We start from the raw sequence: 25,685 nt of genomic DNA, 5'->3' as shown, positions 1-25,685 counted from the left end.
GTCAGAATTCGAACTTCAACCGGACCGAGCCGATCAGCTGGCCCTCGTCCTGCCCCGAGAACTCCTCTCCCAGCCAGGTGAGACCGTAGAAGCCGCTCATCGTGTCGCCCTGCCAATGCATCCCCGCCCGCAGGCGGCTGCGGTCCTCGCGCAGCTCAGCGTCCGAGAGGTAGATGGAAGAGGCGACATGGGCGATGTCCCCGCCCAGCACGAAGCTGGAGCCCCGCGCGGCCTCGTCCTGCACCACGCGGTAGCGCTGGCCGGTGACCGGGTCGCGCACCATGAGCTCGCCTCGACCTATGGCGCCGAAGCTGATGTCGACACCGGCGCGCAGCAGGGTTTCGTCGCCCATGCGGCCCTCGACGAAGGGCCGCAGCTGCGCCGGCCCGGCCGAGAAACTGCGACCGCTTTCCAGCACCAGCGTCGGATGCACCCCCGAGGGGACCGCCGCGGCGCGGGTGGCATCCGAGGGGCCCGGCACGTCCAGCAGGTCATGCAACGCATCCTGGAACCCCGGCAGCCCGGTCTCTTCGCCGGTGATCACCAGATCGCCGCCAAGGGCGGTCTCGTATCCGCCGAGGTCGAAATGGCTGTGCAGCCCGAAGGACAGCGCCGTGGCATAGCGCCGGTCGCCGGGTGCCGGTGTCTCGAGGTTGTCGGGGGCGATGATCTGGCCGAGGAAGCGCAGTTCCAGCAGCTCGCCGGCGCGGTCGGGCAGCTGGCCGTCCCAGCCTGGCCCCCAGACCCGCGACGAGGCCACGGAGCCCGTGCGCCAGCGGTCCTGGCCGCCGCCGATGAAATCGTTGGAGATCAACCGCCCATAGCCCAGCCGTTCCCGCGCAGAGGCAGGGGCGGCGAGCCCGAGGGCGATCAGAAAAAGTAGAGTGCCGGCGGCGAAAAGGCTGCGCATGTCCATCCCGTCAATCTGCCCCCCGGCCCCATGAAGCTAGCGCAGAAAAGCCCTTCAAGAAAGCTAACACCGCCCTGCCCCGCGCGCCCTGTGGCCTTTGCGCGTCAGAAAGCGCTGTCGCTTGCCCGAAAACCGGGCCGCACCGCGGGTGCAGGGCGGGTGCAAACCCACCTTCCCCCGCCCCTCGGGGGCCAGCGTCGCGGGGGCGCTCAGGCATCGGGCCGCCGGGCGATGCAGTCGATCTCGACCAGCGCGCCGACAGCCAATGCCGTGACGCCGATGGTGGTCCGCGCAGGGCGGCGGTCTTTGGGGAAATAGCCCTGGTAGGTTTCGTTGAAGGCGGCGTAATCGCGCTCGAACTCGGTCAGGTAGCAGCGGCATTGCAGCACGTGCGACATGTCCAGCCCCAGCTCGGCCAGGATCAGAGAGAGATTGTCCATCACCCGCCGGGTCTGCGCCTCGATCCCCTCGGGCAGGGGCGCATCGGGGGCGGCGGGATCGGTGGGCATCTGCCCCGTCAGCATGACCCAGCCATCGCTTTCCACTGCGTGGGAAAAGGGCGCGACCGGGCGCGGGCCGTTGGAAAAGAGGTGGAATTTCGGGTCCATGGGGTGCTCCGTCTGACGTGTCGCCACAGGCTTGGCCAGGGCGCGCGCCTTGGCAAGCCGCGCACGCAAAAAGACGCGGCCGTCACCCTTTCGGGCAACGGCCGCGCTGTCTTGATGGGCGCTCGGGCAGAGCATCCCGCAAGGCTTACACGCGCATCGCACGGCCGCCGCGGGGTCCGGCCAGCAGCCAGATCACGAAGCCCAGCACCGGCAGGATCAGGATCAGCAGGGTCCAGAGGATCTTGGCCCCGGTGGAGCTGGCAGAGGTCAGCACCTGGTAGATGGCGTAGATGTCGGCGATCAGGACGATAAGTCCCAGAAGTCCATATTCCATTTTCTCGGCTCCATTGCTTCAGCAGGTTGTTCTGGGGATACAACGCATGAAACCGGGCAAATGGTTCCCTCAGGTCAATCGATACCCGGTAACCATCCAGATCAGCACCTTCACCAGCCCCCCCAATTCGCGCAGCTTCGCGCGGCGCAACTTCCTGCCACTCAGCCCGCCTTCGGGGCAGGAGCTGCGCGCGCGCAGTCCCAGGTGACGGGCGATCAGCCGGGCCCTTGGCGCGTGGTAGGGGGCGGTGACGATCACGACCTCCTTCATGTCTGGGCAGAGCGCCAGCGCATTGGAGATATTGGTGATCGTGTCGGTCGACCGCTCTTCGAGGATCAGCGCCGCTTCGGGCACCCCCTCGGCGCGCAGGATATCCGCCATCACCGAGGCCTCGGAGGCGCCGTAGCGGCCCACCCCGCCGCACAGCGCCAGGCGAGAGACCTCGCCGGCGTGATAAAGCTTCGCCCCATGCAGCGTGCGCCGCCTGAGCTGCGGGGAGGCCGTCCCGTCCGGGCGCACGGCAGCGCCCAAGACAATGGCGGTGACGGCGGTTTCGCTCATCTTTTCCGACGCTTGACGTTGCCGCCCCGTTGGCCGGGGCGCCCGGCGGTAGAGCGGCCCCTGGACTTGGTCGCCGCCTCGCCCGCGGCCTCGACGGCCGATTGCCGCGCCATGGGATCGTCGCCGATGGCCAGATCCACGGCCTCCAGCCGCTTGACCTCGTCGCGCAGACGGGCGGCCTCTTCGAACTCCAGGTTCTCGGCGGCCTTGCGCATGTCGTCCCGGAGCCCCTCGAGATGGGCCTGCAGGTTGGCCCCCACCAGCGGCTTCTCGACCTTGGCGGTCACCCGGTTCATGTCCACGTCGCCCTTGTAGAGACCGGCGAGGATGTCATCGACGTTCTTCTTCACCGTCGCCGGCGTGATCCCGTGTTCCTCGTTGTAGGCAATCTGCTTCTCGCGGCGGCGTTCGGTTTCGGCCAGGGCGCGCTCCATCGAGCCGGTGACCCGGTCGGCATACATGATCACCCGGCCGTCGACGTTCCGCGCCGCCCGGCCGATGGTCTGGATCAGCGAGGTCTCTGAGCGCAGGAAGCCCTCCTTGTCGGCATCGAGGATCGCCACCAGGCCGCATTCGGGGATATCCAGACCCTCGCGCAGCAGGTTGATCCCGATCAGCACATCGAAGGCGCCGAGCCTGAGATCCCGCAGGATCTCGATACGTTCGATGGTGTCGATGTCCGAGTGCATGTAGCGGACCTTGATCCCCTGCTCATGCATGTATTCGGTCAGATCCTCGGCCATGCGCTTGGTCAGAGTGGTGACCAGCGTGCGGTAGCCATCGGCGGTGACCTTGCGCACCTCGTCCAGCAGATCATCCACCTGCATCTCGACCGGCCGGATCTCGACCTGGGGATCAAGCAGGCCCGTGGGGCGGATCACCTGCTCGGTGAAGACGCCGCCGGTCTGCTCCATTTCCCAGGCACCGGGCGTGGCACTGACATAGACCGACTGCGGGCGCATGGCGTCCCATTCCTCGAACTTGAGGGGGCGATTGTCCATGCAGGAGGGCAGCCGGAAGCCGTGTTCGGCCAGGGTGAACTTGCGCCGGTAGTCGCCCCGGTACATGCCGCCGATCTGCGGCACGCTGACATGGGATTCATCGGCGAAGACGATGGCGTTATCGGGGATGAATTCAAACAGCGTGGGCGGCGGCTCTCCCGGTGCACGGCCGGTGAGGTAGCGGGAATAGTTCTCGATGCCGTTGCAGACGCCGGTGGCCTCCAGCATCTCGAGGTCGAAGTTCGTGCGCTGCTCCAGCCGCTGCGCCTCCAGCAGCTTGCCCTCGCCCACAAGCTGATCCAGCCGCTGGCGCAGCTCCTTCTTGATGCCGATCACCGCCTGTTTCATCGTCGGCTTGGGGGTCACGTAGTGGCTGTTTGCATAGACGCGGATATGGTCGAAGGTATCGGTCTTCTGGCCGGTGAGCGGATCGAATTCGGTGATGCTTTCCAGCTCTTCACCGAAGAACGACAGTTTCCAGGCGCGGTCTTCGAGGTGGGCGGGCCAGATCTCCAGGCTGTCGCCGCGCACCCGGAAGCTGCCGCGCTGGAAGGCCTGATCGTTGCGCTTGTACTGCTGCGAGACCAGGTCGGCGATCACCGCGCGCTGGTCATATTCGCCCCCCGCCTTCAGGTCCTGGGTCATGGCGCCATAGGTCTCGACCGAACCGATACCGTAGATGCAGCTGACCGAGGCCACGATGATCACATCATCGCGCTCGAGCAGGGCACGGGTGGCCGAGTGGCGCATCCGGTCGATCTGCTCGTTGATCTGGCTTTCCTTCTCGATATAGGTGTCGCTGCGGGCCACGTAGGCCTCGGGCTGGTAGTAGTCGTAGTACGAGACGAAGTATTCCACCGCGTTGTCGGGGAAGAACCCCTTGAATTCGCCGTAGAGCTGGGCCGCCAGGGTCTTGTTCGGCGCCAGGATGATCGCCGGACGCTGGGTCTGTTCGATGATCTTGGCCATGGTGAAGGTCTTGCCGGTGCCGGTGGCACCCAGCAGGACCTGGTCGCGGTCGCCCGCCATCAGCCCCTGCGAAAGCTCGGCGATGGCCGTCGGCTGGTCCCCCGCCGCAGAGAAATCCGTCTTCATCACCAGACGCTTGCCGCCTTCCAGCTTCTCGCGCGACTTCACGTCGGGCGCGGGGGCATGCATGAGCGGCATGGTCTGATCGTTGTGGGCGTAGGGCATGGGGGCTCCGATCCGGGTTCGTTCCAGATTTGTCCTCTTTCCGCCCAGGTTCAACCCCGGCTGCCGCCGCGATGCTGACAGATGCCCTCTGCCGCTTGCAGATCGTCAAGAAATTCCGGATAAGAGGTCCGTACCTAAGGAGGTTTGCCATGCGCGCACGAATCTATCGCCCCGCCAAGACCGCCATGCAATCCGGCACCGCGAAGACGCGGACCTGGGTGCTTGACTACGTCCAGGCTTCGGCGCGGGAAGTTGACCCCCTCATGGGCTGGACCTCGTCCTCGGACACCCAAAGCCAGGTGCGTCTGCGCTTCGACAGCAAGGAAGCCGCATTGGAATATGCCGCCGAGCACGGAATTGACGCCGTTGTGACCGAACCGCAGTCGCGCAAGGCCAATGTCCGTCCGTTTGGGTATGGTGAGAATTTCGCCACCAATCGCCGCGGAGCATGGACCCACTAAAGCCCTTGGGCTCCGGCACGAAACCACGGGAATTACAGAAAGATTGGGCAAGAGCCCAATCTATTTCCGCGCGAATTTGCCGGTTTTTTAACGATACACGCTGTTAATACATTGATAAGTAACAATCATATCTCGCCGGAAGTTTGATCACTTCAGCTAAACCTGGTGCCAGAATGTGGCGCTCGCGCAAGAATCCTTGAGATAGTACGTTTCCTTATTGCACCTGACGCAAGGGGAACGATATCTGGACAAACAGGGACAAATTATTTTTCAAGCGCCGCAAGGCGCTATCAGGAACGGATTGGGGACATATCCGGCCATGGCACTCAGGGTCTTTACTTGCAAAGATTGCGGCCACCAGATGCGATTTGGTGGCAGACATTGCGGAAAATGCTACGCAAGGAAGGAGCCGCTCCAGCAGCCGGCCTTCTGGTACGCGATAATTGCGATTGTCGCGATTCTGGCCTTCATCGGAATCTTGCAGATCCTGACGGCAAACCTGTAGGCGGCGCTTGCCAAGGCCGCAACTTTCCTCGAAAAGCGCCCCGTGCGGCCCCTTAGCTCAACTGGATAGAGCAGCTGACTTCTAATCAGCAGGTTGAGGGTTCGAGTCCTTCAGGGGTCGCCAGCGCCGTCAGATCCTCCACATCGGGCATCCCGCCTTGGGCGGGACCGGGAAACCGGATGGCATGGGCCAGGCTCAGTTGCGCCGCTCCGCACCCAGCCAGACCGCACCTCCCAGAACCCGCCGCAGCACGCCGGTCTGCCCCGTCACCTCCATCCGCGCGAAGATGCGCTTCGAGGTGCTTCGGGTCGTCTCCAGCGTCCAGCCAAGCCTTGCCGCGGCATCCGCAATCGACATCCCGTCGCAAAGCAGCTGCACGAGGCGCGCCTCGGACAGGCTTATGCCGCAATGCGCCGCAAGCCTCTCTGGCGCAAGGCGCGCGGCCGCGGGGGCCTGACGCAGGCGCCCCAGGAGCACCCGCCCCGCCCGGGTCTCTTCGGCCGAGACCAGAAGCTCTGTCACCGGCTCATCGGCAAGGCGCAGCACCGCCGGCGGCTGCCCCGGCCGCGCGCCCTGCAGGACCTGCAGCAAAGCCGAGCCCTGCGCCGGCTCGCGGAAGGTGATCCGGCCATCGCTGGCGATCCGCCACCCGGCATGACCGGCCAGCAGCTCCGCCGCGCCCTCCGAGGCCTCCTGCACCGCGCCGGTGGTCGAGAACACCAGCCAGCCGCCCCCCAGATCCCGCAAGAGATCACGGTCCCGCTGCGCGCGGTTGCGCTCCTGGCCGAGGCGCAGCCAGGTGGACAGCGCCGGCCCCAGGTAGGGCGTTAGGGTCGAGAGCTGCGAGCCGTCGATGGCGCGGAAGTCCTCTCCACGCCGTTGCAGCATCAGCAGCACGCTGCGGTCGGCCCCGACATTGCAGCGGGTCGCCCTGATCGGCGAGTCGCGCTGCCACAGACCCGGCAGATCCACCTGGGAATAAACCCGGCTGGTACGCATCCGCAGGATCTCTTCCGGGGGGGCCGGAGCCGCTCCGACCTGCCAGCCGTGCTCGATCTGGTCCTGCTGCGTCAGGAAAAGGGCCGCCCCTTCCGCCCGTGTCTCTTCCGCCAGAAGCGCCAGGAAGGCTTCCCAACCGCCCCCGGCATCGCGGCCAAGCCGTTGATCTTCGGGCAGGCTTTCGGCCCTGCTGGCAGCAGCGAACAGCGCATTGAGGATCTCGGGCTCATCGGCCATGGCGGGGCTTTCGCGGCAAAACGGGCGGCGAAATGACTATACCCCCCATATGGGAGGTTCGCAATTCACCCCGAAAACCTAGGTTGGGCGCCAAGCACGAACTTACAGGACCGGCCATGACCTCGAAGACCCTGACCCACCTTCAACGGCTCGAAGCCGAGAGCATCCACATCCTGCGCGAAGTGGCCGCCGAGGCAGAGAACCCGGTGATGCTCTACTCTGTCGGCAAGGACAGCGCGGTGATGCTTCACCTGGCCAAGAAGGCCTTCTACCCCTCGCCGCCGCCCTTCCCGCTGATGCATGTGGATACCACCTGGAAGTTCCAGGACATGTACAAGCTGCGCGACAAGGCCGCCCGCGATGCGGGGATGGAGCTGATCGTCTACCAGAACCCCGAAGCCAGGGAGAAGGGCATCAACCCCTTCGACCATGGCAGCCTGCACACCGACATGTGGAAGACCGAAGGTCTGAAGCAGGCATTGGACAAGCACGGCTTCGATGCGGCCTTCGGCGGCGCCCGCCGCGACGAAGAGAAATCGCGCGCCAAGGAGCGTGTCTTCTCGTTCCGCACCGCCAGCCACCGCTGGGACCCGAAGAACCAGCGCCCCGAGCTCTGGCGGCTCTACAACGCCCGCAAGGCCAAGGGCGAGAGCATGCGCGTCTTCCCGATCTCGAACTGGACCGAGCTGGATATCTGGCAGTACATCCACCTGGAGGGCATCGAGATCGTGCCGCTCTACATGGCCGAAGAGCGCCCCACGGTCGAGCGCGACGGCATGCTGCTGATGGTCGACGATGATCGCTTCCCCCTGAAAGAGGGCGAGACCCCCGTCATGCGCTCCATCCGTTTCCGCACGCTGGGATGCTACCCGCTGACCGGCGCCGTGGAGAGCACCGCCAAGACCCTGCCCGAGGTCATCCAGGAAACCCTGCTGACCACCACGTCGGAACGCCAGGGCCGCGCCATCGACCACGACCAGGCGGCCTCGATGGAGAAGAAGAAGCAGGAAGGCTACTTCTGACCGCTTCGCTTTTTCAGGCTTCTTCAGATTTCAGGTGACCCCATGACGACCCAAGACAAAGACCCGATCTACAAGACCGACGCGCTGATCGCCGAGGACATCGACGCCTACCTCGAGACGCACCAGCACAAGACCATGCTGCGCTTCATCACCTGCGGCTCGGTCGATGACGGCAAGTCGACGCTGATCGGCCGGCTGCTGTATGATTCCAAGATGATCTTCGAGGATCAGCTGGCGACGCTGGAGGCCGACAGCAAGAAATCCGGCACCCAGGGCGAAGGCATCGACTTTGCGCTGCTGGTCGACGGCCTGGCCGCCGAGCGCGAGCAGGGCATCACCATCGACGTGGCCTATCGCTTCTTCGCCACCGAGAAGCGCAAGTTCATCGTCGCCGACACGCCGGGCCACGAGCAATACACCCGCAACATGGTCACCGGCGCCTCGACCGCCGATCTGGCGGTGATCCTGATCGACGCACGCAAGGGCGTGCTGACCCAGACCAAGCGGCACAGCTACCTGGTCAACCTGCTGGGCATCAAGAACGTCGTGCTGGCGGTCAACAAGATGGACCTGGTGGATTACTCCCAAGAGGTCTTCGACCAGATCGTCGCCGATTACACCGAATTCGCGGCCTCCATCGGCATCGAGGCCTTCGTGCCGATCCCGATCTCGGGCTACATGGGCGACAACATCACCGCGCCGTCGGAAAACACCCCCTGGTACAAGGGCACCGCCCTGCTGCCGCATCTCGAAACCGTCGAGATCGAAAGCACCAAGGAGCCCAAGTCCGCCCCCTTCCGCATGCCGGTGCAATGGGTGAACCGCCCCAACCTCGACTTCCGCGGCTTCTCGGGCCTGATCGCCTCGGGCGTGATCCAACCGGGCGACCCGGTGCGCGTGCTGCCCTCCGGCAAGACCTCGAAGGTGGCGAAGATCGTCACCTATGAGGGCGACCGCGCCATGGCCGTGGCCGGCGAAGCCGTGACCCTCACCCTGGAAGACGAGATCGACTGCTCGCGCGGGCAGGTCATCGTGGCGGCGCAAAGCCCGCTGGAAGTGGCCGACCAGTTTGAAAGCACGATCATCTGGATGGACGAGCAGGAGATGGTGCCCGGTCGCGCCTACTGGCTGAAGATCGGCACGCAGATGGTCTCGGCCACCGTGCAGCAGCCCAAGTACGAGGTGAACGTCAACACCCAGGAGCAGCTGGCGACCAAGACCCTGGACCTGAACGCCATCGGCGTGGCCAATATCACCACCGACCGCGAGATCCCCTTCGCGCCCTATGTCGAGAACCACGACCTCGGCGGCTTCATCCTGGTCGACAAGATCAGCAACCAGACCGTTGCGGCGGGCATGATCAACTTCGCCCTGCGTCGCGCCCAGAACATCCACTGGCAGGCCACGGATATCGACCGCGACGCCCATGCGGCGATGAAGAACCAGAAGCCCGCGGTGGTCTGGCTGACCGGCCTCTCGGGCTCGGGCAAGTCCACGATCGGCAATATCGTCGAGAGGAAGCTGGCGCGGATGAACCGCCACACCTTCCTGCTGGACGGCGACAACGTACGCCACGGGCTGAACAAGGACCTGGGCTTCACCGAGGCCGACCGGATCGAGAACATCCGCCGCGTCGGCGAGGTCGCCAAGCTGATGACCGATGCCGGGCTGATCGTGATCACCGCCTTCATCTCTCCGTTCCGTTCCGAACGCGAGATGGTGCGCCAGATGATGCAGCCGGGCGAATTCGTCGAAGTCTTCGTCGACACGCCGCTGGAAGTGGCGGAAGCACGGGATGTTAAGGGTCTCTATGCCAAGGCTCGTTCGGGCCAGCTGAAGAACTTCACCGGCATCGACAGCCCCTACGAGGCCCCCGACGCCCCCGAGATCCGCGTCGACACGACCGAGATGACACCGGAAGAAGCCGCCGATGCGATCATCGCGCGCCTCATCCCCTGATACCTTCGCGCCGCCCTTCGGGGCGGCGCTTTCGCAAGACCGATATTTCCTGGAGAGAGCCCCTTGGACTACGAAAAGCTCGTGACCGTGATGCGCCAGCTGGCGCTGGAGGCCGGTGACAAGATCATGGAGATCTACAATTCCGACGACTTCGAGGTGAAGACCAAGTCGGATGAGAGCCCGGTGACCGCCGCTGACGAGGCCGCCGATGCGCTGATCTCGGCCGGGCTGGTCGCAGCCTTCCCCGAGGTGCTGCTGGTCACCGAAGAGCAAGCGGATTCGCATGGTCAGACCGCACCCACCTTCCTGATCGTCGACCCGCTCGACGGCACCAAGGAATTCATCAACCGGCGCGGCGACTTCACCGTCAACATCGCCCTGGTCGAGAACGGTGTGCCGACCCGCGGCGTGGTCTATGCGCCCGCCCGCGACCGCATGTTCTACACCCTGGCCGATGGCTCCACCGTCGAAGAGCTGGGCCCCTTCGGCACCGAGCCGGGTGAGCTGAAGCCGCTCAGCGTGGCCGAAAGCGACAACGACGCGCTGATGGTCGTGGCCTCGAAAAGCCACCGCGACCAGGCCACCGACGACTACATCGGCAAATATGCCGTGAAGGACATGAAGAGCGCCGGCTCTTCGCTGAAGTTCTGCCTGGTGGCCACGGGTGAAGCGGATCTTTACCCGCGCCTTGGCCGCACCATGGAGTGGGACACCGCCGCAGGCCACGCGGTGCTCGGCGGCGCTGGCGGCAAGGTGGTGCGTTTCGACGATCTGACCCCGCTGACCTACGGCAAGGAGGGCTATGCCAACCCCTTCTTCATCGCTTATGCGCCCGCCGTTGCACTGAAACAGGGCTGACGCGCTGCCGGCGGCGACAGGGGTCGCCGCCATTCGCCCTGTCCTGCCGCTCAACTGGTCAAGTCGGGAAAGTCGTGCTAACCGTGCGGCCCTGACAAGACCAGTGCCGCGACCCCGCCGGCCAGAGGATTCGGACATGTCCAGTTTGGCCCCGCACAACGAACTCCCCAACGATCCAATGCTGGAAACGGCCCGCCGCGTGCTGCGCACCGAGGCCGATGCCCTGGCCCATCTGGCAGAGCACCTGCCCGAGGATTTCGCCCCCGCGATCCGCAAGATCCTTGGCTCCAAGGGCCGGGTGATCGTTTCGGGCATGGGTAAATCCGGCCATATCGGACGCAAGATCGCCGCCACCCTGGCCTCTACCGGCACCCCTTCGCATTTCGTCCATCCCGGCGAGGCCAGCCATGGCGACCTGGGCATGATCACGCCCGAGGACATCTGCCTGCTGATATCCAACTCCGGTGAAACCAGCGAGCTGCGCGACATCCTCTATCACTCGCAGCGCTTCTCGATCCCGGTGATCGGGATATCCTCGCGCGCGGGCTCGACCCTGATGCAGGCGGCGGATTTCCGACTGACCCTGCCCGACCTGCCCGAGGCCTGCTCGATCGGCATGGCCCCCACGACCTCGACCACGTTGACCCTGGCGATCGGCGATGCGCTGGCCGTGGCGCTGATGGAGGAACGTCGCTTCCTGCCCGAGGACTTCCGCATCTATCACCCCGGTGGCAAGCTGGGGGCGCAGATGACCCGGATCGCCGACCTGATGCATGGCGGCGAAGAGCTGCCCTGCCTGCCCGCCGACAGTTCCATGAGCGATGTGCTGCTGACGATGACCTCGCATGGGTTCGGCATCGCCGGGCTGACCGAGGGCGGCAAGCTGGCCGGTGTGATCACCGACGGCGACCTGCGCCGCAACATGGAGGGGCTGATGTCCCGCGCCGCCATGGATGTCGCCACCCGCAACCCGCTGACCGCCCCGCCCGAGATGCTGGCCCCCGAGGCCCTGGCGCTTCTCAATTCCCGCAAGCTGAACGTGCTCCTGGTGGTCGATGCCGATGGCGTGCCCCAAGGTGTGCTGCACATCCATGACCTGTTGCGCGCAGGCGTCATGTAAGGGACTGACCTGACTATGAAAACCGTGATCTTCATCCCCGCCCGCTATGCCTCGACCCGCTACCCGGGCAAGCCGCTGGTGACGCTGAACCTGCCGGATGGCAAGGTGAAATCGCTGATCCAGATGTCCTGGGAAGCCGCCAGCTCGATCTCCGGGGTGGATGCGGTCTACGTGGCCACCGACGATGACCGCATCGCCGAGGCCTCGCGCGCCTTCGGCGCCGACGTGGTGATGACCTCGGAAGATTGCGCCAATGGCACCGAACGCTGCGCCGACGCCCTGGCCCGCGCCGGGGTCGAAGCCGACCTAGTTGTCAACTTCCAGGGCGATGCGCCGCTGACGCCTGCCTGGTTCGTCGAAGAGCTGATCGCCGCGATGGAGGCCGACCCCTCGATCCCCATGGCCACCCCGGTGCTGCGCTGCGATCCCCAGACCTGTGCCAATTTCGTCGACGACCGGAAGAACGGTCGCGTCGGCGGGACCACGGCGGTCTTCGGCCACGACAACCGGGCGCTCTACTTCTCGAAGGAAGTCGTGCCCTATGTCGCACCTGGCGCCCTGCCCGACCCGGTGCCGGTCTTCCACCACGTCGGCGTCTACGCCTATCGCCCCGACGCCCTGCGCGCCTATATGGACGCCACGCCCGGCAAACTGGAAGTGCTTGAGGGCCTTGAACAACTTCGCTTCCTCGAGAACGGCATCGATGTCACCTGCGTCGAGGTCGAGGCCCGCGGCCGTGTCTTCTGGGAGCTCAACAACCCCGAAGACGTGCCCCGTATCGAATCCGCTCTCCGCGCAATGGCCTGAGCCCATCAAAGGATGACCCGATGACCCAGATCCAGAAGAAGACCGTCGCCATCGGTGACTTCGAGGTTGGCGGCAAGCTGCCCCTGGCCCTGATCGCCGGGCCCTGCCAGCTGGAAAGCCTGGATCATGCCCGCATGATGGCCGAGAAGATCGCCGAGGCCTGCGCGCCGACGGACACCAAGTTCGTCTTCAAGGCCAGCTACGACAAGGCCAACCGCTCGTCGATCACCACCCAGCGTGGGCTCGGCATGGATGAGGGCCTGACCATCCTGTCGAAGATCCGCGAGGAATTCGGCGTGCCGGTGCTGACCGATGTCCATGACGCGGCCCAATGCGCCCCCGCTGGCGAGGCCGTCGACGTGCTGCAGATCCCGGCCTTCCTCTGTCGTCAAACCGACCTCTTGCTGGCCGCGGGCCAGACCGGCTGCGCCATCAACGTCAAGAAGGGCCAGTTCCTGGCGCCCTGGGACATGGGCAACGTGGCGGACAAGATCGCGTCGACCGGAAACGAGCGGATCATGCTCTGCGACCGCGGCACCTCCTTCGGCTACAACACCCTGGTGACCGACTTCCGCGGCCTGCCCACCATGGGCAAGACCGGCTACCCGGTGGTTTTCGACGCCACCCACTCGGTGCAGCAGCCGGGCGGTCAGGGCACCACTTCGGGCGGCCAGCGCGAGTTTGCTCCGGTCCTGGCCCGCGCCGCCGTCGCGGTCGGTGTGTCTATGCTCTTCATCGAGACCCACGAGGACCCTGACAACGCCCCCTCCGACGGTCCGAACATGATCCCCATCGAGCAGATGGAAGCGCTGATCACGCAGCTGCGCACCTATGATGCGCTGACCAAGGACCAGTTCGGCCTCATGTAGCCCGCTGCGCGCCCCGGCCTCCCGGCCGGTGGCGCCGAAGGGGGCAGCCCGAGGGCGAACCTGCCGACAACGCTACGCGGCAGCAGCGCGCGGATTAATCCTTTCATTCTCAGGGTCTTGCGCGCAGCCCCTTACTGCCGCAGATCAACGGGCCGTTTTGGCGACGAGCAGAAGCCCGAGCCAGTTCCCAGTGGAATCCAGTTCCCGGTGCAGGCCGGCTGCCGGCCCGACTCCCATGCAAGCGGGGCTGCGCTGCTTCCAGCTCTTAAGGTGCCGCCGCCGCGCAGACCCGCCTCGCTTTTCACCTCCTTCCCTCCAGCTCGCCCTCTCAGAGCAGGGCTCTGACCAGCCCCGATCCGTCAGGCCGCCCGCGCCATGTTCTCTTCATGGCGGGCAATCGCCTCTTCGACATCGTCGAACAGGCTCAGCTTCCCTTGCTCCAACACGGCGCCCATGTCGCACAACTCTCGCATCTGGGGCATGGAGTGACTGACCACCACCGCCCCGGCGCGGGTCAGCCGTTCGCGGAAAAGCTCTGCGCTGCGACGACGAAACGCCGCGTCCCCCACGGCGGTGATCTCGTCCACCAGGTAGGTGTCAAAGCCCAGGCCCATCGACAGGCCGAAGGCCAGCCGCGCCCGCATGCCCGAGGAGTAGCTGGCATAGGGCAGACGGATCTTTGCGCCCAACTCCGCGAAATCCTGCACGAAATCCAGCAGGGCATCACTGTCGACGCCATGGATGCGGGCCACGAAACGGACATTCTGCAGGCCGGTCAACCGAGGGTGGAAGGCCCCCGTGAACCCCACCGGCCATGAGATCGTCCCGGTCGAGATCACCGCCCCCGAGGTCACATCCTCTGTCCCGGCGATCAGCTTCAGCAATGTCGACTTGCCCGCCCCATTGCGCCCCAGCAAGGCCACCGAGCGGCGGGCGGGAAATGTCGCGCAGACCCGGTCCGCCACCAGAACCCGCTGCCCGTTGCGACGGAACTCCTTGGTCAGATCCTGCAGTCGAATCATGGTCGCACCTGCTCACCCCCGATCCCGCACCGCATAGGCGCTGAGCACGGCGATGGCCCAACCAAGCCCGAGGAACAGCCCGACATAGAGCAGCAACAGCGGCCGTTCCGGGTAGCGCGCGGATTCCGCCACGGTCGGCCGCACATGGGCGGCAAGGTAGCGGCTCTGTCGTCGCGCCTCCGATTGCGCCGCATCGAAACGCGCCAGCGCGGCACGATGTGTCGCCTCGGCGAATTCCCGTTCTACCGCAAGCACTTCATACTGGCCCATGAGCTCTGCCAGGGCCTGGCCACCCGGTTCGTCTCCGACCGCGCCCATGCGCGCGCGCTCTGCCCCGATGCGACGCTCGATCATCTCGATCCGCTGTTCGGCGTTCAAGACCTGCACATCATTGCGACCAGGCCGGGTGCGCAACATGTCCAGCTCGACCTGCGCGTCGACCAATTGTCTTTGCAGCCCCGCCAGAACCCCCACGCGGACCTCCAGCTCCGCCCCAGGATCGACGATCTGGTGGCGGTTGCGGAACTCCGTCATCGCCTGGCGCGCGCCCTTCAGCCGGTCCAGCGTCAGCTCTACCTCATCGCGCGCGTAGCCGATGGCGTCTTCCCGCGCCGCATCGGACAAGGCATTGATCATCAGAGAGCTTTTCTCGTAAATCTCTTCGGCCAGATGGGTCGCATCGGCGGGATCGAAGGCCAGCACACGCAGTTCGATCAGGCCCGTACCGGCGTCGTAAAAGATCTTCACCTTGCGCTGCCAGTGATCCACCAGCTCTTCGATCGTGGCCTCCGGCGAGAGGGCGAAAACCGGATCACCATGGGCGAGATCCGTGCCCGGAGCCGACCAGATGCCGCGCAGGTCCAGGTCCCGCTGGATCGCGGCGACGATGTTCTGGCTCTGCAGGTAGGAATAGAGAATATCCGTATCCGAGGAACTGGCGCCCGAGAATTCGGACAGCCCGCCAAGCAGGTCCAGGGTGGGCGTGCTTTCCTCGGACCGGACGGTGAAGGCCAGGGTCGAGGCATATTGGTCCGCCGCCCGTGTCCAGAGGTACCAGGCCGCCAGTATCACCGGCAGCACGACGCAGGCCACGAAGGTCACGGCGACCCAGTACTGTCGTCGCCGTGTCGGAGACCCGCGTGGACTCACCACCTGCGGCGAGGGCATCCGGACCCTTGCGAGAGCCGGCAGCTTCCGCGCCATGGGACTGTTTGCGGTTTGTTCACTCATATCCCCGAGACTAGAGCGGCAACCGTCAGGAAAGGGTTAATAGCCAAGGTGTCAGAGACGATTTCCTATCCGCCGCCGCTCCGCGTCAGCAACGGGGGCCGGGCAGCACCGTTGCGCCGGGTCTTCGCGCTGATGTTGCGGGAAATGGCGACCAGTTCGGGCCGTACGCCGGGGGGGTACCTATGGGCGGTGATCGAGCCTGTCGCCGGTATCGCCTTGCTTTCCATGGTCTTTTCCATGGCGCTGAGGAACCCCGGCCTGGGCGTGACCTTCCCGCTCTTCTACGCCACGGGGATGCTGCCCTTCACGCTCTTCACCCACCTGGTCGGGCGCCTGGCGCAGTCGCTGGAGTTCTCCCGTCCGTTGCTGGCCTTTCCGGGTGTCAGCTGGCGCGATGCGATCCTGGCCCGATTCGCCTTGAACCTGGTGACACAGCTGATGGTGAGCTACGTTTTGATCGCCGGCATCCTGATCTTCTACCGCACCCGCGCGATCCTGAATTTCCAAGCAATCGTCGAGGCCTACAGCCTCTGCGCCCTCCTGGCCCTGGGATTTGGCACATTGAACTGCCTGCTGCAGGGGCTCTACCCGGTCTGGGTGCACGGCTGGTCGATCCTGATGCGACCGATGTTCGTCATCTCGACGATCTTCTTCCTCTTTGAAAGCGTCCCGCAGCCCTTCCGCGACTGGCTCTGGTGGAACCCGATGGTCCATGTCATCGCCATTCTCAGACGCGGGATCTATCCAAGCTACGATGCCAACTGGGCCTCGCCCGCCTATGTGGCGCTACTGGGCCTCGGGACTCTGGCGTTCGGTTTGCTCTTCCTGCGCCGCCACCACCAGGAGATCCTGCGCCGATGATCAGAACCGCTTCGCCAGGGCCGCCAACCCCTCTGGGGGGCTGGGCCACTCCCCGCAGCGACCAGGATCGGCTGCCCGCGCGCGGGCGCTGCGCAGCATGTCGAGGATCCACTCCTGCCCGGCGCGGAAAAGCTCGGCTTCCTCGTAGCTCAACAGCCCGGTCAGTGCCGCGCCCTGCAGGTTCACCTGTGCGGGCAGGTCGATCTCGGCGCGGATACGGTTGCGGCACTCGCCTTGCACCCGCGCCCGCCGCGCCAGCCTGGGGTCGCCCGCCAGGGCGGGGTCCAGCAGCGGGTCGCGCTCCATGCGTCCCATGGGCTCAGAACCAGCGGCCGATCTTCAGCTTGCCGCCGTCGATCGACACCGCAGTGCCCGTGAATGCCGCGGGGTCCGTGCTGATCGCCGCCCCGCCATTGGTGCAGATCTGCGTGCCATCGGCCCAACGAATGTATTCGCCATTGCCGTTGGCGCCGCTCTCGATCACCGCCCCGCTGGGCACCCCCGCAGTTTCCGAGACGGTGCCCACGACGCTGGCCTGGGTGAAAAGCTCTGACCAGTTGCTCCAGCTCGCGCCGTCATGGCTGCGCAGCCAGAGCCGCGTCCCCTCTTCATTGGCGAAGACCTGGCGCGTGCCGCTGCCGCCGGGCAGAGCCAGAAGCGTGCCGCCCGAGGGATCCGCCAGGGGGCAATTGGCCCCCGAGGCCGTGAAGTCCCAGAGCCCGCCAAGGGTGCAATTGTCCGCATCGTCCGAGGGCGCGGCCACGGCGCCGCCCCCCAGACCGAAGGCCCCGACCGTCATCAGCCGGCCGATGGTATCATCACCCGCATCACTTTGCACCGCATCGCCGGAGGCGCTGCCGTCCGTTCCGTCGAAGCGCAGCGCGGTGACCCAGGCGCTGCCATCGGCGCTGACCTTGATCGAGAAATCATCGTCTCCGGCCAGGCCCATTTCAGCGCGGCCACTCCAGTTCGACTGGTAGAGCAGGCTCGCCGTATCGCCGCTGCCGGCCTTGTTCACCTTCACCTGGTGATCGCTGCCTGCATGGGTCAAAAGCACCGCCTGGGCCGAGACCGCCAACCGGTTCACCGCATCGGCCGAAGCATTCACCCCAAGGGTGGTGGCCCCGAGCGGCAGGCCGCTGTCGTCCCGCCAGGCGCCGCCGCGCCATGTCACCAGCCGCTCTTCATCCTCGACCCAGGCGCGCCATCCCGTCTGCGGGGTGCAAAAGAGCCAGGCCGTGCCGTCATGCACAGCAACATTGCCGTCCTCTCCGGCCCAGGCGCCGGTGGCGCCACTGGCCACGATGTAGCGATCCCCCTCGCCGGGATCACTGGGCGGCGTGGTCAGGTCGCGGTCGGCGACGGCCAGCTGGGTCAGCGCATCCAGAAGGATCAGCGCCTCGTTGTGGGTCACATGTTTTTGCGCCTGGCTGGGCTGCAGGAAGGGCAGCGACAGGCTGGCAGAACGGTCCGGCATCTGGGGCTCCTGGCAATCTGGGGGCTTTCGTGCCCTGCCCAGACGCTAGGCGGCGAGCCGTAAACGTGGCTTGACCCCACCGTGCGCTAGCCCAGCAGGCTGCGCAGGTAGGCACCATAGGCGTTCTTGCCGAAGAGCTTGGCGCGCGCTTCCAGGGCCGCATCGTCGATCCAGCCAAGCATATGCGCGACCTCGTCCGGCGAACCGATCTGCTGGCCCTGCCGCTCCGACAGGGTGCGCACGAAGTTCCCCGCATCCAGAAGCGAGCCAAGGGTGCCGGTGTCGAGCCAGGCATAGCCGCGCCCCATCTGCTCCACCCCCAGGCCGCCATCGGCCAGGTAGCTTTCCAGCACCGAGACGATCTCGAGCTCGCCACGGGCCGAGGGCTGCACCGCCCTGGCCCGCTCGGGCGCCGTCCCATCAAGGAAATAAAGCCCGGTCACCGCATAGCGCGAGGGCGCGACCTCGGGCTTTTCGATGATCGCGCGGACCTCGCCATCGGGGGCGAAATCGACCACGCCATAGCGCTCGGGATCGGCGACGCGGTAGCCGAAGACCGTACCGCCGACCTCGCGGGCACCGGCCTTGGCCAGAAGCTCAGGCAGGCCATGGCCGAAAAAGAGATTGTCCCCCAGCACCATGGCCGAAGGCGCACCCGCCAGGAACTCCTCGGCCAGCAGATAGGCCTGGGCCAGCCCTTCGGGACGGGGTTGTTTCAGCCAGGTGATGCTGAGCCCCCACTGGCTGCCATCCCCCATAAGGCGTTGGAATTGTTCTTGATCATCCGGCGTGGTGATCACCGCGATCTCGCGGATACCGGCCAGCATCAGCACCGTCAGCGGGTAGTAGATCATCGGCTTGTCGTAGACCGGCAACAGCTGCTTCGAGACCCCGATGGTGATCGGGTAGAGCCGCGTGCCAGAGCCCCCCGCCAAGATGATACCCTTGCGTGTCATGCCAGTGCTCCCAACTCTTCCAGTACCTGCCGCAGCCCGAGGCGCCAATCGCGGCGGGCAATGCCGAAGTCGACCTCCAGCCGCCGGCAATCCAGCCGCGAATTCAGCGGCCTGACCGCCGGGGTCGGATAGGCCTCGGTCGGAATGTCGGTGACCGAGACCTCGCGGCCGGCCTGCGCGAATATCTCGCGGGCGAAATCGGCCCAGGAGACGTCCGGCGCGCCCGCGTAGTGGTAAAGCCCACCCCGCTTGCCCGCTGCCATCTGGCGCCCCATCTCGAGCAGCGCCGCAGCGATATCGGCCGCGGGTGTCGGCCCGCCCACCTGGTCGGCGACGATGGTCAGGGCATCGCGGCTTTCCGACAGGCGCAGCATGGTCTTGACGAAATTCGTCCCATGGGCCGAGAACACCCAGGAGCAGCGCAGCACCGCCCAGTGGCCTCCGGCGGCGCGGATCGCCTCTTCGCCCGCCAGCTTGGTGGCGCCATAGGCGTTCAGCGGCGCGGGGCGCGCGCTTTCCTCCCTGGGGCTCTCGCCACTGCCATCCAGCACGTAGTCGCTCGAGACATGCAGGAAGGGGATCGCCGCTTCGGCACAGGCCTCGGCCATCTCCCCCGGCGCGGCGGCGTTGATCCGCTGCGCCAGCGCGGCCTCGCTCTCGGCCCGGTCGACGGCGGTATAGGCGGCGGCATTGATCACCATCGAGGGCCGGACCGAGGCAATGGCCCTGGCCGCCGCGCCCGGCTGCACCAGGTCCGCGGCCTCGTGGCCCATGCAGGTGACACGGGCCCGCCGGGCCAGCTCCGTCGCCAATTGGCCGGAGCGTCCGAAGACCAGAACCGGCCGCTGGTCCTGCGCCTCGCTCATGCGCCAACCCCTTGGTGTATCAGCCGAAACCTCATCCCAGGCCCAGCCTGTCGCCAACGCCCGCGCGGTCCTGCAGGGCCTGCCACCAGGGCCGGTTCTCCAGGTACCAGGCCACGGTCTGTTCCAGCCCCTCTTCCAGCGTGACGCGGGGCTGCCAGCCCAGCTCGTCGCGCAGGCGACTGGCGTCGATGGCATAGCGGCGGTCGTGGCCGGGACGGTCGGTGACGAAGGTGATCAGATCTTCATGCGGGGCGGCACCGGGAAGGAGCCGGTCCAGGATGCGGCAGATCATGCGCACCAGGTCGATGTTCTTCGCCTCGGCATTGCCGCCGACGTTGTAGCTGCGCCCGACCTCGCCCTGGCCGATGATGGTCAGCAGCGCCTCGGCGTGATCCTCGACGAAGAGCCAGTCCCGCACGTTGCCGCCATCGCCGTAGACCGGGATCGGACGTCCCGCCAGGGCGTTCAGGATGACCACGGGGATCAGCTTCTCGGGGAAGTGGAAGGGCCCGTAATTGTTGGAACAATTGGAAAGCACCACCGGCAGCCCATAGGTCGCGTGCCAGGCGCGCACCAGGTGATCCGAAGCCGCCTTCGAGGCCGAATAGGGCGAGTTCGGCGCATAGGGGGTCTCTTCGGTGAAAAGCCCTTCTGCCCCGAGGGAGCCAAAGACCTCGTCGGTCGAGACATGGTGGAAGCGGAACCCCTCCGGGCGGCCCTGCCGCTCCCAGTAGGCGCGGGCCTCCTGCAGGAGGTGGGCGGTGCCGGTGACATTGGTGTCGATGAAGGCATCCGGCGCGTCGATCGAGCGATCCACATGGCTTTCCGCGGCCAGGTGCATCACCGCGGTCGGGCGATGCGTCTCGAAGATCCGGGCCAGGGCGTCGCGGTCGCGGATATCGGCCTTCTCGAAGCGGTAGAGCGGGCTCGCCTCGACCGATGCGAGGTTCTCGAGACAGGCGGCATAGGTCAGCGCATCGAGGTTGATGACCTCGTGGCCCGCGGCGATGGCATGGCGCACCACGGCGGACCCGATGAACCCGGCACCGCCGGTTACCAGCAGCTTCATGCGCTCACCTCTTCCAGAAACGGGCTTTCGACCTGCGCCAGCCGGGGCGCGGCGCGATCCTTGTCCGACAGGACCGGCGCGCTGACGCCCCAGTCGATGGCAAGATCCGGGTCATCCCAGGCCACGGCGCCCTCTGTCCCGGCGTCGTAGAGGTCCGTGCACTTGTAGCAGATCTCGGTCTCTGGCACGCGGGTGACGAAGCCATGCAGGAAGCCTGGCGGAATCCACAACTGGCAACCATTCTCGAAACTGAGGTCGACGCCGACCCACTGGCCGAAACGCGGCGAGTTGCGACGGAAGTCCACCGCCACGTCCCAAAGCGCCCCGCGCCCGCAGCGTACCAGCTTGCCCTGGGCCCGCGGCGGCGCCTGGTAATGCAGCCCGCGCAGGGTTCCCGTCTCGACCGAGAAGGAGTGATTGTCCTGCACGAAATCCAGGTCCAGCCCGGCTTCGGCCATCCGCGCGGCATTCCAGGTCTCGCTGAAGAAGCCACGGGCATCGCCGAACCGGCGTGGGGCGAGGATCAGCACCTCAGGCAATTTGGTCGGCGTGACGTCCATTCTGGCTCCGCACTTCGCATGGTCTTTCGGCCCCTGGTTGGACCGGGGCCCCGGCATCCGAGGGTGTTCTAACGCATTCGCCGGGGGGCGTTAAAACCGGGATAGGTTGATTTTCCCTTTCTACGACCAAATTGTTCAAAATAAAGCGAAAACACTGGAAAAGGCGGAATGGGCAGCGTTGCGGGAAGGCAACAATTCGCAGGCGAATTGGCCTTCCGCGGGAACGTGATCCCGATGCAAGAGCTTTATTTACCAACAACAAGCCAATGCTTTCCGAGTGATTCTACAGGTGCCCCCATGTTCCATCGCCGCCAATTCCTGACCACGGCCCTTGCCAGCGGGCTTGCCGCCCCGGCCCTGCTTGCCGCCACCCGCCCCGCCGCCGCCGTCGAGGCCGCGCCGATCCTCGCGCCGCGCCGGGTCGGCATCTCGAAGGCCCATGCGGCGGGCTCCATCGTGATCCTGCCGCGCGCCTATTTCCTGTACCACGTCACCGCACCGGGCGAGGCGATGCGCTACGGGATCGCCGTGGCGCGGCCTGGGCTTGGCTTCACCGGCAAGGCCGTCATCGGGCGCAAGGTCGAATGGCCCTCCTGGCGGCCGACCCCCGACATGATCGCCCGCGATCCGAATATCTACGGGAAATACGCCGGGAACTCGGACCGCATGCCCGGTGGACCGCGCAACCCTCTGGGCGCCCGCGCGCTTTACCTTTACCAGGACGGTCGGGATACGGCGATCCGCATCCACGGCACGACCGAGCCGCGCTCGATCGGCCGCAATGCCTCTTCGGGCTGTTTCCGCATGCTGAACGAGAATGTCATCGCGCTTTATGAACAGGTCCCCATCGGAACGCCGGTCACGGTACTTTAACCTCTCGCTGAGAGGATTGGCCGCGCTGCTCTGGCTGGGGCTGGCGGGGTGCTCTTTCCTGCCCGGCCCAGACAGGGCGGGCGAATTCCCCCTGTTGCAGGACGGCAATGCGCGCCCCGGCGTCGGCAAGGTCATCGTCACGGTGCCCGGTGCCTTTGCCTCGGTCGGCATCTTTGCCCCGGTGCTGGGCTGGCAGGAAGACGACAGCACGGTCGTCGCCTATCGCTTCCCCGGCATGGATGGGCTGGCGCTGGATCACCGGGTCGATATCGAGGGCTCGGCCCAGGTCATCGCCGACTACGTCAACGACCTCGGCGCCTCCGAGGTCTACCTCATCGGCTATTCCACCGGCGGCCCCATCGCCATCGAGACCGTCTCGCGTCTCGATGCCCCCGAGGTGGCGCTGGCGCTGATCTCCACCGCAGGCCCAGCCCCGGACGCGGCGCTTTCCTCGCTTCGCTCCGGCGTCGAGGTCGCCAAGGCCATGCTGCGCAGCGGCTCTCTCAGACCGCAGGACGCCTGGACCGAGAATTACCGCACGCTGCTCTACGGAGAGGCCGCCCTCAGCGATCCCGAGCGCGCCCGCGACAGCGCCAGCCGCGCCGAGGCGCAGCGACAGAACATGTCCACGCCCTCCCTGAGGCGCACCATGGCGCATACCTCCAGCCTGATGTTCTGGACCCTCTCGCGCCCCGGCGCCTTGGCGGATGCCCGAATTGCGCTCTTTCACGGGGCAGAGGACACGGTATTCACCCCCAATGGCGCGCGCAGGCTGGCACGACGCCTTCCGGCGGACCGGATTACATTCTATCAAGGCCAAGGCCACCTGCTATTTGAAACCTCGGGTCGGCTTTTTGACGATATTCATCATTTCTTCTTTTCCGAGAGCTGACCCTTGCAAGATCCAATTTCCCCAGCCACGTCAGTGCCTTCCGGCGAGACGCAATTCGACATCATCGTGCTGGGGGCGGGGCCTGCGGGCGCGGCGGCGGCCCATGTGGCGGCCAGCCGGGGGCTGCGCGTGGCGCTCGTAGACAAGGCGCGTTTCCCGCGCGACAAGCTTTGCGGTGGTGGCTTCACCGGGCGCAGCTACCTCTATTTCACCGAGATTTTCGGCGAAGAGATCCCCGCCCGGCTGATCGAGACCAAGACGGCGGTGGAGTTTCACGCCGATGGCCAGCCCCTTGGCCTGCTGCCGCAGATCCCGCCGATGCATCTGACCATGCGCGTCGACCTGGACGCCGAGATGCAGCGGCGCGCCCTGGCTGCCGGGGCGCGGGATTTCAGCGGCTGCCGGGTCTCGCAGATCGACACCGCCACCCCGGCTCTGGTGCTGGCCGACGGACGCCGCCTGAGCGCCCGCGTGCTGATCGGCGCGGATGGCGTGAACTCCCAGGTGGCCAAGGCGCTCTTCGGGCGAAGCTATGACCGGGCGCAGATCGGCTTCGGGCTCGAGGTCGAGGCCACGCCCGGCCCCGACAATGCCGCCGCCCCCCTGCGCATCGACTTCGGCGCCGCCGACTGGGGCTATGGCTGGCACTTTCCCAAGCGCGAGAGCTCGACCATCGGCATCGGCGGGGTCCTGTCGCGCAACGCCGACATGAAGGCCTCCATGGCCGCCTATCTCTACCGGCTCGGACGCGACCCGGCCTTGCCCTGCAAGGGCCACCATCTGCCCTTCGGCGAGGTCCGCAAGACGCCCGGACGCCGGGCGGTGCTGCTTGCGGGCGATGCGGCGGGGCTGGTCGATCCGATCACCGGCGAGGGCATCGCCTATGCGATGAAAAGCGGCCAGCTGGCAGCACTTGCCGCCGCCGAGGCGCTGGCAGAGGGGGCCCCGGCCTCTGCCCTGCGGCGCTACCGCAAGGCACTGCGCCCCGTGCATCGCGCCATGCGCCAGGCGCGGGCGATCCGCGTGCTGCTCTTCTCGCGCCTGTTCCGGCCCGCCTTCATCGCGGCCTTCCGGGGCTCGGGGCGGCTGCGCCACCTCTACATGCGGCTCCTGGCCGGAGAGATCGAATACGGCGACATGGCCCGCGCGACCCTGCGGCGGCTGCCTGGATTTCTGCTGCGTGGTCTACAAATGGGCGACTCCGGCCGCGCCGGAGACAAGCGCAGCTGAACGCACGGTAAAAAGCTTGAACGGGCGTTGAAACAAGCGCATTGTATCCCCGCACGGGGACAGCTCATGACCCTCCGACCCAGGGGCCGGGGCCACCAGCCATCACACCGGGCCACGCTGCCGCATGTCGCGGGCAGACCCTTCGGCTGCGGCCGAACAGCATGGATGATCAAACCGATGATCAACGGCGTCGTCAAATGGTGGAACGCCCAGAAGGGCTACGGTTTCATCGCGCCCGAGGGCGGGGCGAGGGACATCTATGTCCACATGTCCGCTCTCCAGCAATCCGGGATACCCGGTCTCGCGGACAACCAGCGGGTCCGTTTCGAGTTGAAAGAGGGCCGCGACGGGCGCCTCTCTGCGACCAACCTACAGGTCGACTGAGCCCCCGCCCGTCCGGCGCCATCACATTCCGGGTGCCCCCTCGGCCAGGGGCAAGGGGGCGCAGCCCCCAGTCCCTGTGGGGGCTCGATGCCCGCGCAGGGGCTCCGCCGCCCGCTGCCTTCACTCCACTTCGGCCAGCATGGCCTCGACCTGCGGCAGCATCGCCTCGACGATCCGCGCCACGCCCTCGGCATTGGGATGCACGCCATCGGGTTGCAGCAATGCGCGCGCCGCGGCCAGGTCCGGCGCCTCGGGATCGCCCATGAGCGGTGCCATGAAGCTGGGGAAGAGCCGGGCCCCATTGGCTTCGGCCAGCGCGGGATAAAGCCCGTCGAAGGCCTCCTTGTAGGCGGCGCCGTAATTCCCCGGCGCCTGCATCCCCGCCAGCAGCACCGGCAGCCCACGGGCGCGGATCTCTTCCAGGATGCCGCCGATGTTCTCGCGCGTGTCCCCCGGATCGAGCCCGCGCAGCAGATCATTGCCGCCCAGCACCACGATCACCGCATCGACATCCTCTGCCAGCGACCAGCCGATCCGTGACAGCCCGCCCGCGCTGGTATCGCCCGAAACCCCGGCGTTGATCACCGAGACCTCGTGGCCGCCATCGCGCAGCCGCGCCTCGAGCTGCGGCACGAAGCCTTCGCCCTGCGGCAGCCCGTAGCCCTGCACCAGGCTGTCCCCGAAGGCCAGCAGCCGCACCTCGGCCCGCACCCCGGCAGGCAGGACCAGCAGCAACGCCATGAGCCCGGCCAGCAGCGGCGAGATAGATCGCATTGCACCCGCCCCCTTGCCGTCGCGCCGGCCCTGCCCATATCGAAGA

Annotated in this window: 27 protein-coding genes and 1 tRNA gene; 13 read left to right on the top strand and 15 right to left on the bottom strand. The window is 66.3% G+C overall.

What is annotated here, in order from left to right:
- Position 1: 1 nt before the first annotated feature.
- The 5 genes from CRO50_RS05740 to uvrB form a co-directional block, all read right to left on the bottom strand.
- Positions 2 to 910 carry a lipid A-modifier LpxR family protein gene (locus CRO50_RS05740; protein WP_097145346.1) on the bottom strand — a complete coding sequence of 303 codons (909 nt, stop codon included), beginning with the start codon at positions 908 to 910 and terminating at the stop codon, positions 2 to 4.
- A 209-nt stretch (positions 911 to 1,119) separates the two neighbouring features.
- On the bottom strand, positions 1,120 to 1,518 hold the full coding sequence (locus tag CRO50_RS05735; RefSeq protein ID WP_097144929.1) for a RidA family protein: 399 nt from the start codon (positions 1,516 to 1,518) through the stop codon (positions 1,120 to 1,122).
- Positions 1,519 to 1,663: 145 nt separating this feature from the next.
- Positions 1,664 to 1,852 carry a PLDc N-terminal domain-containing protein gene (locus CRO50_RS05730; RefSeq protein ID WP_097144928.1) on the bottom strand — a complete coding sequence of 63 codons (189 nt, stop codon included), beginning with the start codon at positions 1,850 to 1,852 and terminating at the stop codon, positions 1,664 to 1,666.
- Positions 1,853 to 1,921: 69 nt separating this feature from the next.
- On the bottom strand, positions 1,922 to 2,413 hold the full coding sequence (locus CRO50_RS05725) for a YdcF family protein (protein WP_097144927.1): 492 nt from the start codon (positions 2,411 to 2,413) through the stop codon (positions 1,922 to 1,924).
- On the bottom strand, positions 2,410 to 4,608 hold the full coding sequence (gene uvrB, locus CRO50_RS05720; RefSeq protein WP_097144926.1) for an excinuclease ABC subunit UvrB: 2,199 nt from the start codon (positions 4,606 to 4,608) through the stop codon (positions 2,410 to 2,412). The genes CRO50_RS05725 and uvrB overlap by 4 nt, the downstream gene beginning before the upstream one ends.
- Positions 4,609 to 4,757: 149 nt before the next feature.
- On the opposite strand from uvrB, the gene CRO50_RS05715 reads away from it, so the two are divergent.
- A complete protein-coding gene (locus CRO50_RS05715; protein ID WP_097144925.1) occupies positions 4,758 to 5,069 on the top strand; it encodes an ETC complex I subunit in 312 nt (103 codons plus the stop codon).
- A gap of 551 nt (positions 5,070 to 5,620) precedes the next feature.
- Positions 5,621 to 5,697 (top strand) — tRNA-Arg (locus CRO50_RS05710).
- A 72-nt stretch (positions 5,698 to 5,769) separates the two neighbouring features.
- Here the strand turns inward: CRO50_RS05710 and CRO50_RS05705 are convergent.
- A complete protein-coding gene (locus CRO50_RS05705) occupies positions 5,770 to 6,810 on the bottom strand; it encodes a helix-turn-helix transcriptional regulator (RefSeq protein ID WP_097144924.1) in 1,041 nt (346 codons plus the stop codon).
- A 116-nt stretch (positions 6,811 to 6,926) separates the two neighbouring features.
- On the opposite strand from CRO50_RS05705, the gene cysD reads away from it, so the two are divergent.
- From cysD to kdsA, 6 genes are all read left to right on the top strand, one after another.
- A complete protein-coding gene (cysD, locus tag CRO50_RS05700; RefSeq protein WP_097144923.1) occupies positions 6,927 to 7,832 on the top strand; it encodes a sulfate adenylyltransferase subunit CysD in 906 nt (301 codons plus the stop codon).
- Between the two features lie 42 nt (positions 7,833 to 7,874).
- The gene (cysN, locus tag CRO50_RS05695; RefSeq protein WP_097144922.1) at positions 7,875 to 9,791 is read left to right on the top strand and encodes a sulfate adenylyltransferase subunit CysN; all 1,917 of its coding nucleotides are present in this window, start codon (positions 7,875 to 7,877) and stop codon (positions 9,789 to 9,791) included.
- A gap of 63 nt (positions 9,792 to 9,854) precedes the next feature.
- On the top strand, positions 9,855 to 10,649 hold the full coding sequence (cysQ, locus tag CRO50_RS05690; RefSeq protein ID WP_097144921.1) for a 3'(2'),5'-bisphosphate nucleotidase CysQ: 795 nt from the start codon (positions 9,855 to 9,857) through the stop codon (positions 10,647 to 10,649).
- A gap of 136 nt (positions 10,650 to 10,785) precedes the next feature.
- Positions 10,786 to 11,769 carry a KpsF/GutQ family sugar-phosphate isomerase gene (locus tag CRO50_RS05685; protein ID WP_097144920.1) on the top strand — a complete coding sequence of 328 codons (984 nt, stop codon included), beginning with the start codon at positions 10,786 to 10,788 and terminating at the stop codon, positions 11,767 to 11,769.
- A 15-nt stretch (positions 11,770 to 11,784) separates the two neighbouring features.
- Positions 11,785 to 12,576 (top strand): 3-deoxy-manno-octulosonate cytidylyltransferase, encoded by a 792-nt coding sequence (locus tag CRO50_RS05680; RefSeq protein WP_097144919.1) that lies wholly within the window; start codon positions 11,785 to 11,787, stop codon positions 12,574 to 12,576.
- Between the two features lie 20 nt (positions 12,577 to 12,596).
- The gene (gene kdsA, locus CRO50_RS05675) at positions 12,597 to 13,445 is read left to right on the top strand and encodes a 3-deoxy-8-phosphooctulonate synthase (protein ID WP_097144918.1); all 849 of its coding nucleotides are present in this window, start codon (positions 12,597 to 12,599) and stop codon (positions 13,443 to 13,445) included.
- A gap of 359 nt (positions 13,446 to 13,804) precedes the next feature.
- Here the strand turns inward: kdsA and CRO50_RS05670 are convergent, their stop codons facing one another.
- Complete coding sequence (locus CRO50_RS05670; protein WP_097144917.1) at positions 13,805 to 14,467, bottom strand: ABC transporter ATP-binding protein; 663 nt, start codon at positions 14,465 to 14,467, stop codon at positions 13,805 to 13,807.
- 12 nt (positions 14,468 to 14,479) lie between these two features.
- Entirely contained in the window at positions 14,480 to 15,634 is a 1,155-nt protein-coding gene (locus tag CRO50_RS05665; protein ID WP_097144916.1) for a KpsE/RkpR family capsule polysaccharide export protein, read from the bottom strand.
- 111 nt (positions 15,635 to 15,745) lie between these two features.
- Between CRO50_RS05665 and CRO50_RS05660 the strand changes: the two genes are divergently transcribed.
- On the top strand, positions 15,746 to 16,558 hold the full coding sequence (locus tag CRO50_RS05660) for an ABC transporter permease (RefSeq protein ID WP_097144915.1): 813 nt from the start codon (positions 15,746 to 15,748) through the stop codon (positions 16,556 to 16,558).
- Here the strand turns inward: CRO50_RS05660 and CRO50_RS05655 are convergent, their stop codons facing one another.
- The 6 genes from CRO50_RS05655 to rfbC form a co-directional block, all read right to left on the bottom strand.
- Positions 16,559 to 16,873: a hypothetical protein gene (locus CRO50_RS05655; protein ID WP_143516861.1), complete on the bottom strand. Its 315-nt coding sequence runs from the start codon at positions 16,871 to 16,873 to the stop codon at positions 16,559 to 16,561.
- Positions 16,874 to 16,877: 4 nt separating this feature from the next.
- Positions 16,878 to 18,035 carry a DUF2793 domain-containing protein gene (locus CRO50_RS20360; RefSeq protein WP_232617751.1) on the bottom strand — a complete coding sequence of 386 codons (1,158 nt, stop codon included), beginning with the start codon at positions 18,033 to 18,035 and terminating at the stop codon, positions 16,878 to 16,880.
- Positions 18,036 to 18,121: 86 nt separating this feature from the next.
- The gene (gene rfbA, locus CRO50_RS05645; RefSeq protein ID WP_097144913.1) at positions 18,122 to 18,991 is read right to left on the bottom strand and encodes a glucose-1-phosphate thymidylyltransferase RfbA; all 870 of its coding nucleotides are present in this window, start codon (positions 18,989 to 18,991) and stop codon (positions 18,122 to 18,124) included.
- Positions 18,988 to 19,857 carry a dTDP-4-dehydrorhamnose reductase gene (gene rfbD, locus CRO50_RS05640; protein ID WP_097144912.1) on the bottom strand — a complete coding sequence of 290 codons (870 nt, stop codon included), beginning with the start codon at positions 19,855 to 19,857 and terminating at the stop codon, positions 18,988 to 18,990. The genes rfbA and rfbD overlap by 4 nt, the downstream gene beginning before the upstream one ends.
- A 31-nt stretch (positions 19,858 to 19,888) precedes the next feature.
- A complete protein-coding gene (rfbB, locus tag CRO50_RS05635; protein WP_097144911.1) occupies positions 19,889 to 20,926 on the bottom strand; it encodes a dTDP-glucose 4,6-dehydratase in 1,038 nt (345 codons plus the stop codon).
- On the bottom strand, positions 20,923 to 21,486 hold the full coding sequence (gene rfbC, locus CRO50_RS05630) for a dTDP-4-dehydrorhamnose 3,5-epimerase (protein WP_097144910.1): 564 nt from the start codon (positions 21,484 to 21,486) through the stop codon (positions 20,923 to 20,925). Before rfbC ends, rfbB begins: the two co-directional genes overlap by 4 nt.
- 297 nt (positions 21,487 to 21,783) lie before the next feature.
- Between rfbC and CRO50_RS05625 the strand changes: the two genes are divergently transcribed.
- The 4 genes from CRO50_RS05625 to CRO50_RS05610 all read left to right on the top strand — a co-directional run bounded on the left by CRO50_RS05625 (position 21,784) and on the right by CRO50_RS05610 (position 24,865).
- Positions 21,784 to 22,359: a L,D-transpeptidase gene (locus tag CRO50_RS05625; protein ID WP_097144909.1), complete on the top strand. Its 576-nt coding sequence runs from the start codon at positions 21,784 to 21,786 to the stop codon at positions 22,357 to 22,359.
- 16 nt (positions 22,360 to 22,375) lie between these two features.
- Positions 22,376 to 23,251 (top strand): alpha/beta fold hydrolase, encoded by an 876-nt coding sequence (locus tag CRO50_RS05620; RefSeq protein ID WP_232617752.1) that lies wholly within the window; start codon positions 22,376 to 22,378, stop codon positions 23,249 to 23,251.
- A gap of 3 nt (positions 23,252 to 23,254) precedes the next feature.
- Complete coding sequence (locus tag CRO50_RS05615) at positions 23,255 to 24,481, top strand: NAD(P)/FAD-dependent oxidoreductase (RefSeq protein ID WP_232617753.1); 1,227 nt, start codon at positions 23,255 to 23,257, stop codon at positions 24,479 to 24,481.
- Between the two features lie 165 nt (positions 24,482 to 24,646).
- A complete protein-coding gene (locus CRO50_RS05610) occupies positions 24,647 to 24,865 on the top strand; it encodes a cold-shock protein (RefSeq protein ID WP_416061091.1) in 219 nt (72 codons plus the stop codon).
- A 120-nt stretch (positions 24,866 to 24,985) separates the two neighbouring features.
- On the opposite strand, the gene CRO50_RS05605 is transcribed toward CRO50_RS05610, so the two are convergent.
- Positions 24,986 to 25,639, bottom strand: coding sequence for an arylesterase (locus tag CRO50_RS05605; protein ID WP_232617754.1), 654 nt, complete (start codon positions 25,637 to 25,639; stop codon positions 24,986 to 24,988).
- Between the last annotated feature and the right edge of the window lie 46 nt (positions 25,640 to 25,685).

The sequence above is a fragment of the Pseudooceanicola antarcticus genome, assembly GCF_900215355.1.
Lineage (GTDB): Bacteria > Pseudomonadota > Alphaproteobacteria > Rhodobacterales > Rhodobacteraceae > Pseudooceanicola > Pseudooceanicola antarcticus.
The sequence above is the reverse complement of the archived record's forward strand: the minus strand, read 5'-3'. Positions and strand labels throughout refer to the sequence as shown.

Bases quoted from the DNA above. Each gene is read 5' to 3' on its own strand.
- CRO50_RS05740 (WP_097145346.1), bottom strand. From the start codon at position 910: ATGCGCAGCCTTTTCGCCGCCGGCACTCTACTTTTTCTGATCGCCCTC.
- CRO50_RS05735 (WP_097144929.1), bottom strand. From the start codon at position 1,518: ATGGACCCGAAATTCCACCTCTTTTCCAACGGCCCGCGCCCGGTCGCG.
- CRO50_RS05730 (WP_097144928.1), bottom strand. From the start codon at position 1,852: ATGGAATATGGACTTCTGGGACTTATCGTCCTGATCGCCGACATCTAC.
- CRO50_RS05725 (WP_097144927.1), bottom strand. From the start codon at position 2,413: ATGAGCGAAACCGCCGTCACCGCCATTGTCTTGGGCGCTGCCGTGCGC.
- uvrB (WP_097144926.1), bottom strand. From the start codon at position 4,608: ATGCCCTACGCCCACAACGATCAGACCATGCCGCTCATGCATGCCCCC.
- CRO50_RS05715 (WP_097144925.1), top strand. From the start codon at position 4,758: ATGCGCGCACGAATCTATCGCCCCGCCAAGACCGCCATGCAATCCGGC.
- CRO50_RS05705 (WP_097144924.1), bottom strand. From the start codon at position 6,810: ATGGCCGATGAGCCCGAGATCCTCAATGCGCTGTTCGCTGCTGCCAGC.
- cysD (WP_097144923.1), top strand. From the start codon at position 6,927: ATGACCTCGAAGACCCTGACCCACCTTCAACGGCTCGAAGCCGAGAGC.
- cysN (WP_097144922.1), top strand. From the start codon at position 7,875: ATGACGACCCAAGACAAAGACCCGATCTACAAGACCGACGCGCTGATC.
- CRO50_RS05685 (WP_097144920.1), top strand. From the start codon at position 10,786: ATGTCCAGTTTGGCCCCGCACAACGAACTCCCCAACGATCCAATGCTG.
- CRO50_RS05680 (WP_097144919.1), top strand. From the start codon at position 11,785: ATGAAAACCGTGATCTTCATCCCCGCCCGCTATGCCTCGACCCGCTAC.
- kdsA (WP_097144918.1), top strand. From the start codon at position 12,597: ATGACCCAGATCCAGAAGAAGACCGTCGCCATCGGTGACTTCGAGGTT.
- CRO50_RS05670 (WP_097144917.1), bottom strand. From the start codon at position 14,467: ATGATTCGACTGCAGGATCTGACCAAGGAGTTCCGTCGCAACGGGCAG.
- CRO50_RS05665 (WP_097144916.1), bottom strand. From the start codon at position 15,634: ATGCCCTCGCCGCAGGTGGTGAGTCCACGCGGGTCTCCGACACGGCGA.
- CRO50_RS05655 (WP_143516861.1), bottom strand. From the start codon at position 16,873: ATGGGACGCATGGAGCGCGACCCGCTGCTGGACCCCGCCCTGGCGGGC.
- CRO50_RS20360 (WP_232617751.1), bottom strand. From the start codon at position 18,035: ATGCCGGACCGTTCTGCCAGCCTGTCGCTGCCCTTCCTGCAGCCCAGC.
- rfbA (WP_097144913.1), bottom strand. From the start codon at position 18,991: ATGACACGCAAGGGTATCATCTTGGCGGGGGGCTCTGGCACGCGGCTC.
- rfbD (WP_097144912.1), bottom strand. From the start codon at position 19,857: ATGAGCGAGGCGCAGGACCAGCGGCCGGTTCTGGTCTTCGGACGCTCC.
- rfbB (WP_097144911.1), bottom strand. From the start codon at position 20,926: ATGAAGCTGCTGGTAACCGGCGGTGCCGGGTTCATCGGGTCCGCCGTG.
- rfbC (WP_097144910.1), bottom strand. From the start codon at position 21,486: ATGGACGTCACGCCGACCAAATTGCCTGAGGTGCTGATCCTCGCCCCA.
- CRO50_RS05625 (WP_097144909.1), top strand. From the start codon at position 21,784: ATGTTCCATCGCCGCCAATTCCTGACCACGGCCCTTGCCAGCGGGCTT.
- CRO50_RS05610 (WP_416061091.1), top strand. From the start codon at position 24,647: ATGATCAAACCGATGATCAACGGCGTCGTCAAATGGTGGAACGCCCAG.
- CRO50_RS05605 (WP_232617754.1), bottom strand. From the start codon at position 25,639: ATGCGATCTATCTCGCCGCTGCTGGCCGGGCTCATGGCGTTGCTGCTG.